We start from the raw sequence: 8,229 nt of genomic DNA on the forward strand, positions 1-8,229 counted from the left end.
AAGCTGAGCGCGCCAAACCTTCCGACACCCAAGCTAATATATTGAATTATAGATACATTTTCGGTGTAGATATTCCTGCTGACAAGCATGTAATTCGAGATCGGCTCGATACCAATCGCGGCCAACGGGGGTAGACGGCCGGCTCGGCTACCCATTCCTCATCTCTCGGCCATAGAGATCTGGCTCCATGCCCCCACCTCGATCCAATTCACCAAGTCGACGTGCCTCAGACTTGGAGCCTTTACCGCCTATTTTGGCCGTACCACGTTCCCTTGCCGGTTCCATGTTGGGCCAGATGGTTCGCTTCGACCAGAATGGCCAAGTGTTTTTTGACGGTATTTCGGTTTGCACCTGTCAAGTTGACGATCTCGCTGATGGTTATGCGCCCACGCTCATTGATGGCCTCAACGATTTGCAGCGAGAGTTCGGGCAACGTGCCGAGCACAAGGCGTTCCCGCTCGATTTTTTTCTCCAACCTCCGCTTTTGCTGCTGCAGAGCGCGCAGGAAATACACAGCCCATGGCTGCCAATTGGGGTTCGGGCTGCGGATCGTCTTCTGGGTCTGACGTAGCGCCAGATAGTAGCCTTCCTTGCTGTTCTCAATCACGCTTTCGAGGGAAGAGTAAGGCACATACGCATATCCGCTGCGCATCAGCAGGAGCGTCGTCAGAACGCGCGACAGCCGTCCATTCCCGTCCTGGAATGGGTGTATCTCCAGAAACACCACCGTGAAGATTGCGACGACGAGCAGAGGGTGCAGGCTTTGCTCGTTGAGTGTGTTGCGAGTCCACTCGATAAGCTCCTTCATCCGCTTTGGTGTATCGAAGGGCGTCGCCGTTTCGAAAATGACGCCAATCTCTTTCCCGTCGGCATCGAACGCACTGACATTATTGGCGAGTGTCTTATATGCACCGCGATGGCGTTCATCCTTGTTGCTGAACGCCAGCAGGTCACGGTGTAGTTGTGTCAGGTGGTTTTCGGTCAGATCAATCGCATCGAAATGCGCGAAGATCATTTCCATGACCTGCGCATATCCGGCGACTTCCTGCTCGTCTCGGGACTCAAAGAATTTGATGTCGAGGTTGGCGAGCAGCCGCTCCACTTCGCCGTCAGTAAGCCTGCTTCCTTCGATACGGGTAGAAGAGCCGATGCTCTCGATGGTCGCAACGCGGCGCAGAGCCGATAGGCGCTCCGGAGCGAGCGCGCCCAGCGCTCGCCAAGCCCCTTTGAATTCGTCGATCTCCGAGACCAGGGCAAGGATCTCGGTGGTAATTTGCAGAGAGTCGATCTTCAGGGTCATACCCAAAAATATACCCACAAATACCCGAAAATTCAAGAACCGACATACCCAAGAAAGGACCCATAAATACCCAAATACGGGCAGCCGGCCAGCTTGAGAACAAGACCCACTCACTTCGCCGCAAGAGGCTCCGGTCTTTACTGGCGACCTGCTCAGCAAGGTTTGTACGTTGCGCCGGCCTGAACCGGCTGGCCGCAGAGAATTCCGCCCTGCGTAAGTATGGTGGCCAAATCTTCGCCCTCGGTCGTCAAGCACTGCACAACAAGGGTATCGCCAACCCTGGAGGCGATCTTGCCGTCGCAAGGTGTTCCGGCACCGACAGGTTTGCAGGCCAGGACGAGCCCCTGGTAGTCTCGGCGCGCCGCTTCCGTCACCAGGAGGCGCATAGCCTGAGGCCTGGAAAACGCCGCTCCGCACAGCAGGATCTTGCGACCGCCGACGCGCAGATCATCGACCGATGGGATTGCGAGCTTGCCGTCAAACGGCTTGAGCTCGGCTACCGGCTTCGCGGGGGACGGGCCGCCCCTCTGCATCACGATGATGCCCAGAAAGCCAACACCAAACAAAACAGCCACGACGGCAAGCAACGCTATGCTCCTGACTGACAAAACCATCCTCCATCCGACCCTGTGCGGCCGGTCCGCTCATTTCGTCGCAAGGGCGCTCAGTCTTTCTATCTGCTGCATGTACTTCTCGATGACGATCGTTTCCGAAAACTGCCGCTCGACCTTGTTTCTGCTCTGTGCCCCCATCCTGTCCCTGGACGAGCCGTCCAGCCGCGCAAACTCGACCATCTTGCTCGCAAGGTCATCAGGGTCCCTCACCTTGCATAGGAAGCCATTGACGGAGTGGTCCACCACTTCCCTGCATCCTGGCACGTCGGTTGCGATCAGCGGCTTGCCCATCGCAGCCGCCTCGAGCAGCGAGCGCGGCGTTCCCTCCCTGTAGGAGGGCAGCACGACACAATCGGCGGCACGCATGAAAGGCCGCACATCGTCGGTGGAGCCGAGATATTCGACCAATCCCTCGCCAACCCATTTTTCCACGTGCTCGCGGCTGACCGCGGTCCGGTTTTCGACATCAAGAAAGCCGAGTAGCTGGAAACGCACTCCGGGCACCTCACGGCAAACCCGACGGGCCGCCGTGATGAACTCGCCGACACCCTTGTCCCAGAGAAGCCGGGCCACGAGAAGAAAGACGATGGCGCCAGACCCGGTGCGCGCTTCGGACAACGGGGCAAAACGCACGAGGTCGATGCCGGAGCCAGGCAAAAGCGCGGTTCGATCCTTGCGAACCAGACGTTCGTCGACGAACAGCATCCGGTCATCGTCATTCTGGAAGAAAACCACTTTGGAACGGGCCAATGCCACCCGGTACAAGGCCTTGGCAATCCTGAGCAGCAGACCACCGCGGACGAACGCCGTCCCCAATCCCGAAATGTTGTTGATGACGGGAATGCCGTTCAGATTGGCCGCGATGGAGCCGAACACATTGGGCTTGATCGTGAAGCCGACAAACGCCAGCGGTCTCTCGCGCCGCAAGAGACGCCAGTAGCGCCACAGAAGGACCAAATCCCGCAACGGTGACGTGCCGGAATTGTCCATGTCGAGTTCGACATAGCGGCAGCCCATGGCCCCAATCAGCGGAGAATACTCGTCTCTCGGCGCGACGACGACCACGTCATAGCCACGGCTCCGCAGCGCCTCGATCAGTCCCTTGCGGAAATTGACGACATTCCAGGATGTGTTTATCGAGACGACTATCTTGTTGCGAGCAACGGCCGTCATCTCTGCCCACCCGGATATGACGACGGCGCTCTCAACAGCATATCCGCAAACCGATCCGGCGATCTTTCCGACAAGGTCTTTCCGTACAAGGCCGACCGATCACCGCCTTGAATGACCTTCAGCAGTGCTTCCGCAATTTCCGACGGGCCAAAGCCGGCAGAAATCTCCAGGCCCGACAGCATGTCCAGATCTCCCGCACAGGGGGTGGTGACGATGCCGGGAATCCGGCAAGCCATCATTTCCAGAAGGACGTTGGGAAATCCCTCCGTCGCCGACGTGAGCATGCCGGCACGCGCTGCGCGAAACAGCGGAAACGGGTTGTCTCTCTGGCCGAGCAGATTTAGTCGCGAGGCCAGATCAAGCTTGCCGGCGCGGGCTCTCAACTCCGCTTCCATGGGGCCAGAGCCAACCATGGTCAGCTCATAATCCTCGCCGGTCCTTCGTCTGACTTCGGCCAGCACATCAACCGCGATCGTCGGACGCTTCACATCAATCAGCCGGCCGCACCAGACTATCTGCGGACGGCGGGAAAGTATCTCGGCGTCGTGCCCGGACAATGCCTCCATGGACATTTTGACGATGAGATCGTCGTCGACCGGGTTGGGCAAAGTACACAACTTGGCGATTGCTCGCCGGGGCAATACGTCACGCAAGCGTTCATTCATATAGCTCGTTTGCGCGACTATCATGTCCTGGCTGCCATAGGCAGCGTAGAGCGCCTTGTAAGCGAGCGCGCGAGGACCCTTGAAGCGATCCAGAAGTACGGTGGACTCGCGGGCGACCAGCCTATGGCTGCGGAGAAGTCCAATGCTTCGAGCGGCAGCCAGAAACGAGTTTACCCGTGCGTGGCTCGAGAACACCAAATCGTACCGACGCCGGAGCAGCCGCGGGGCGAGCAAAAACTCGCTCATGGCCTTGCCGCCGCCAAAGCCGTAGCTGCACCGAATTCCGTCCTGGTGTGATCCAGCGGCCTCGCCCGCCGCCTGGCTACCCAAGAAGCCGATTTCGACGTCCCAGTCGGGTCGCCTCGCGAGTGCGCGCGCAACAAGTTTCAGGATGGTTTCGGCACCGCCTCTTCTGTCGAGCGGAATGGCGATCAGCGCGAGCTTTCTTTTCATGAGCCGCGGGAACTCACTGTTTTCGCCGAAAGACATAGGCGTAGGTTTCAGCGGCATCCTTGCGGAGAAACAGGGCCGAAACGCCTAACCAGATGCGCCAGGCGAGAAAGGCCGGCACGAAAAAATAGAAGTAGGAGCTTTTCCAGAACAGACGGCGCTCGACAAGTTCCAGGTCGTTCCGTTTTGCGATTGTCTCGACGTCACTGGGCAAGCACTTGTCGTAGAAGGCCGGAAACCCGTCATGACCCATGCCCTTTTCAGGATAGATCGCAAAAAGCAGCCGTCGCTTCATCCCCTCCGGCAGGACCCGATTCAATCTGGCAAAAACGGCGTTGCGCGAGGGCGAGAAAATGGCAACCATGCCTCCCGGCTTCACGCAACTGGCAATGCCGCGCAGGGCACCCTCGCCATCACGGACGTGCTCGAGCGTTGCCTGGCAAATGACGACGTCAGCATCGCCCCTCCCCCTAAACGAGGTAAGGTCCGCTTCAATCTCCTCGTCGTATATTCCGCGTGGCGCTTTCGACAACTCTTCCGCGTCGAGGTCGAGCCCAACGACAAAAAGCCCCAGGCGCCGCTTCTCCGAAAGACTGACGAACGGCCTGGCACCCCCGCCAAGATCGTAAACCCGTGCGTTTGAGGTAAGTAAGGGAGGTGCTATCTCCGTCGCAAAGATCCGGTTGCCGTCGATGCGAAGGCGCCGCGGCAGAGCACTGTCCAGGAACTCGGAAATGGCCACATTCGCGCGAACAAACTTTCGCAAAATCGACACTGCTTCACCACCGGTTTCGTCTGGCGATCTGCGCCCACTCGGATTTGACATCCGCGCGCTATATCCTGTGGAAGACGTAGAGCCGCGTATGATGCGAAAATGGGCCGAGCAACCGGTCCGCGGCAGCACGCAAACCTCTCAGGATTCCATTCTTGCTGTCGTACCAGGCCTGCATCGGCTTGGAGAAAAATGTCTCGTCCTTCAGCCCCTTGAAGCCTCCCCTTGGCTGTGATCCCAGAAGCTTGAAGCCGTGCTGTTCGAAACTGGAAACAATCGAAGACGGCTCAAGAACGAACTGGTAAAATCCGGCCTGTTCACCTGAAAACCTGGGATAGAGACCCATTCTGATCTTCAGCCGTCGGAGAGGAGAAATGCTCGGCACCGTCACGAAGGCAACTCCTCCTGACCGAATGATGCGCCTCATCTCCAATGCGATCTCATCGTAACCGTCGAAGAAGTGCTCGATCACCCCCAGAGACCACACCCCATCGAAGAATTCGTCCGCGAAGCCCGTTGCTCGAACATCCCCCACGGTCACTTGCAAATGGGGCGCGGCACGGTTCACCATCCCCACGGTCTTCTGCGCGAAGTCGATCCCGTAGGCGGAAAAGCCTGCCTGGTGGAGGCCATGGACCGTATTGGCCAAGCCACATCCAGCGTCCAGGATCTTGGCCGATCCGGTCAGGTATCGCTTGGTGGTTTCGACGACAAAGCGATCCGGCCTCAAGACAATCCCTTCGGCCCAGTGAGAATCCCAATAGTCGTCATCAGCCACCGTGCCGACATGGACGATGCGCCTGTTTTCCTCGTCGTAAAGTGCTTTCTTCTCATTCATTTCCGGCATCCGGCCCGACCACCAAAACAGTGCGCTGTTTCGCACCAGACCCTTGGTCTGCAATCACATTCCTCAATGCGAAAAAGGAACAGGCAGCGGCAACGACATATCCGAACAAAAACGCCATTTCACTGCCAAGCGGCACCCGCCACCAAAGGCCCAATGCCGCCAGACAACAGCAAGCCGACGCCCCTATCGCGTAGGAATAGGTCAACGTCATCGCTTTGCTCGACCGAAGCGCAAACGGATCGATGATCACCTTTTTCGTCCTGTTGACCAGAACAGCACAAGAAACGATCCCGAACACCACAGGGTTAAAAGACTTCCCCAGCCATCCGGAGGCATGGCCTGAGAAAAACAGGCCAACTATTCCGGCCGCGGCCGCGGTCGCAAAAATGAGTGCGATGGCCGCTCCCTCGAACAGTCCGCGCCGGAACTCCCTGACGTTTCCATTTGCGGCACTGAGAAACGCCCTTGGCACAAATACGAAGCTGGCCGCATTCATGAAGAAGCCGACGGACCGTTGTGAAAGATCGACACAGAACGAGAAGACGCCGAGATGGGTCTCGGAGCCAAGCAACAAAACAATGTATCGAATGCCGACAAACATGCCGCTCTCGGCCAGATTGCTCAACACAAATCCCCAGCCAGTGACCAGAGACCCGGCAAGATAGGAAAAGCCAGGCCGTCTCAGCTTCCTAGGTCCCAGCAAGGCAAATGAAATCAGCGCTCCGACGAAATAGCTGAGCGAAAAGGCTGCAAGAGCCGAGCCTACTTTCGCATCTCCGACAAGCAGGACTATGGCTCCTGCCTGGTATGCGACGGCCTGGCCAATCGCCGACCAACCGTACGCCCACAAACGCAGTTGTGACCTCAAAATCTCTTGAAGTGCGGTGTGCAAGCCGAAAGAAACGATGATGGTCGCGGCAACGGCATTGCCAAATCCCAGCCACGTCAGTGCCAGTCCAGCCAGGATGACAAACAACGCCACAACTGCCAGCACGGTCAAAATGGACGATACGTACTCTCTACCCATTCCCGCGGCATGCATTTTTGCGGAAACCGGCATTACCGAATAGGTCGCGACTCCAAAACAAGTGTCGAAATAAATGAAACTGTTGCAATCGTCGTGCTGAAAATACCGTACTGTCCAGTCTCCAGATGGCTGCCGATGTACAGCAACGTCGCTATGTTCAGAAGACCAGGAACAATTCGTATTACGATGGCTTCCACCAACTTCCACAGGCTGGCTTCTTTCATGAAGTCACCCCCACGAATGACCTCTTGAGCAAGAACGGGAAACTCAAGGCACCAAAGCTCAAACAGGCAAGAACCGCCTTGCCCAGGAACCGAACCGACCGATATCGTCCTAGCCAGAACGCCTTGATGTAGTTCAAGTTCAGCAACAACATCGGGTATGCATTTTGCCGCTGAAGAAGCCGAATCCTTGCCGTCATCCCCTCCGGCAAATATCGTTTTCGTCCAATCTCGACATTGACACAGATAACGTCGTATTCGATCGCCAATCTGGACCAGAGAAGAGATGTTGGAACACGGCGGAACCGCCCCGCTGGGGGCACGGCAACCCGTTTAAGCAAAGGAGTTTTGATGACCTCCTTCTTGTCGCCGACCACCCGTTCGTCGGCCCGCATCTTTATCAGGTTTGTCCGTTCCGACGGAAACGGCTCTGCTGCCGTCTCTGGGTGGCCAAGAGCCATCGAGAACACAAAACCCGCAATCTTCTCATCGACACTTCTCTGCGAGAGGTGCTCACAGACTTCCGGCAAGCGATCGGTGAAGAGATCGTCGTCATCATCGAAGACCATGCAATAGTCGCCAGTGGCGGAAGCAATCGCCGAAAACATCGCGCGGCCTCTGCCGTCATTCGGGCCGGTGGTGACCACCAACCTGGCATCGCGAAATGCGATTTCCGCAAGCGCTTCGTTCGTTCCGTCGGTCGAACCGTCGACATGGACGCATATCTGCAATGGGCAGTCCGTACGCAACAGTTGCTGAACCAGCGCCGCAACGCGATCCCGCCGATTGAACGTGGGGATGCAGACGCTCAATAGCGCCTGGGACTGCAATGGATTGCAGACTGCCTGTTTGCGAGCCGTATCGATTCCATCTGCTCCTGGTTACGTGATCATGGAACAGCGCGGATCAGCCGGGAAACGCCGAGCCTTATCCCCGCCCGAAATACGCCTGGTACCACTCGACGAACCGCCCGACGCCCTCGATCACTGTCGTCGTCGGGCGGTAGCCGACCGCCTGCTCCAGCGCCGAGGTGTCGGCGAAGGTATCGGGCACGTCGCCGGGCTGCAGCGGCAAAAGTTCGACGATGGCTTTGCGGCCCAGCGCGTTTTCCAGCGCCTCGACATAGGCGGTCAGCTTCACCGGGTTGTTGTTGCCGATGT

General features: G+C 57.6%; 9 protein-coding genes and 1 pseudogene. All 10 read right to left on the bottom strand.

The features are described 5' to 3' along the window. Window positions 1-241: 241 nt before the first annotated feature. Window positions 242-1,300 carry a Fic family protein gene (locus NKH52_RS10945; protein WP_031212199.1) on the bottom strand — a complete coding sequence of 353 codons (1,059 nt, stop codon included), beginning with the start codon at window positions 1,298-1,300 and terminating at the stop codon, window positions 242-244. A 152-nt stretch (window positions 1,301-1,452) separates the two neighbouring features. Next, window positions 1,453-1,887 carry a hypothetical protein gene (locus NKH52_RS10950; RefSeq protein ID WP_352730821.1) on the bottom strand — a complete coding sequence of 145 codons (435 nt, stop codon included), beginning with the start codon at window positions 1,885-1,887 and terminating at the stop codon, window positions 1,453-1,455. Between the two features lie 57 nt (window positions 1,888-1,944). Further along, window positions 1,945-3,087 carry a glycosyltransferase family 4 protein gene (locus tag NKH52_RS10955; protein ID WP_352730822.1) on the bottom strand — a complete coding sequence of 381 codons (1,143 nt, stop codon included), beginning with the start codon at window positions 3,085-3,087 and terminating at the stop codon, window positions 1,945-1,947. After that, complete coding sequence (locus tag NKH52_RS10960; protein ID WP_352730824.1) at window positions 3,084-4,241, bottom strand: glycosyltransferase; 1,158 nt, start codon at window positions 4,239-4,241, stop codon at window positions 3,084-3,086. Before NKH52_RS10960 ends, NKH52_RS10955 begins: the two co-directional genes overlap by 4 nt. Then, on the bottom strand, window positions 4,219-5,028 hold the full coding sequence (locus NKH52_RS10965; protein WP_352730826.1) for a class I SAM-dependent methyltransferase: 810 nt from the start codon (window positions 5,026-5,028) through the stop codon (window positions 4,219-4,221). The genes NKH52_RS10960 and NKH52_RS10965 overlap by 23 nt, the downstream gene beginning before the upstream one ends. A gap of 7 nt (window positions 5,029-5,035) precedes the next feature. Beyond that, window positions 5,036-5,812 carry a class I SAM-dependent methyltransferase gene (locus NKH52_RS10970; RefSeq protein ID WP_352730828.1) on the bottom strand — a complete coding sequence of 259 codons (777 nt, stop codon included), beginning with the start codon at window positions 5,810-5,812 and terminating at the stop codon, window positions 5,036-5,038. Then, complete coding sequence (locus tag NKH52_RS10975) at window positions 5,805-6,848, bottom strand: hypothetical protein (RefSeq protein ID WP_352966985.1); 1,044 nt, start codon at window positions 6,846-6,848, stop codon at window positions 5,805-5,807. The genes NKH52_RS10970 and NKH52_RS10975 overlap by 8 nt, the downstream gene beginning before the upstream one ends. A gap of 32 nt (window positions 6,849-6,880) precedes the next feature. Then, window positions 6,881-7,072 (bottom strand): hypothetical protein, encoded by a 192-nt coding sequence (locus tag NKH52_RS10980; RefSeq protein ID WP_352966987.1) that lies wholly within the window; start codon window positions 7,070-7,072, stop codon window positions 6,881-6,883. After that, on the bottom strand, window positions 7,069-7,899 hold the full coding sequence (locus tag NKH52_RS10985) for a glycosyltransferase family 2 protein (RefSeq protein WP_352730831.1): 831 nt from the start codon (window positions 7,897-7,899) through the stop codon (window positions 7,069-7,071). Before NKH52_RS10985 ends, NKH52_RS10980 begins: the two co-directional genes overlap by 4 nt. A 97-nt stretch (window positions 7,900-7,996) precedes the next feature. Then, window positions 7,997-8,229, bottom strand: a pseudogene (locus tag NKH52_RS10990) (capsular biosynthesis protein CpsI); the annotation flags it as partial.

The sequence above is a fragment of the Mesorhizobium sp. M1066 genome, from assembly GCF_040318635.1.
Lineage (GTDB): Bacteria > Pseudomonadota > Alphaproteobacteria > Rhizobiales > Rhizobiaceae > Mesorhizobium.

Coding starts and splice junctions, on each gene's coding strand:
- NKH52_RS10945 (WP_031212199.1), bottom strand. CDS start 1,300: ATGACCCTGAAGATCGACTCTCTGCAAATTACCACCGAGATCCTTGCC.
- NKH52_RS10955 (WP_352730822.1), bottom strand. CDS start 3,087: ATGACGGCCGTTGCTCGCAACAAGATAGTCGTCTCGATAAACACATCC.
- NKH52_RS10960 (WP_352730824.1), bottom strand. CDS start 4,241: ATGTCTTTCGGCGAAAACAGTGAGTTCCCGCGGCTCATGAAAAGAAAG.
- NKH52_RS10965 (WP_352730826.1), bottom strand. CDS start 5,028: ATGTCAAATCCGAGTGGGCGCAGATCGCCAGACGAAACCGGTGGTGAA.
- NKH52_RS10970 (WP_352730828.1), bottom strand. CDS start 5,812: ATGAATGAGAAGAAAGCACTTTACGACGAGGAAAACAGGCGCATCGTC.
- NKH52_RS10975 (WP_352966985.1), bottom strand. CDS start 6,848: ATGGGTAGAGAGTACGTATCGTCCATTTTGACCGTGCTGGCAGTTGTG.
- NKH52_RS10980 (WP_352966987.1), bottom strand. CDS start 7,072: ATGAAAGAAGCCAGCCTGTGGAAGTTGGTGGAAGCCATCGTAATACGA.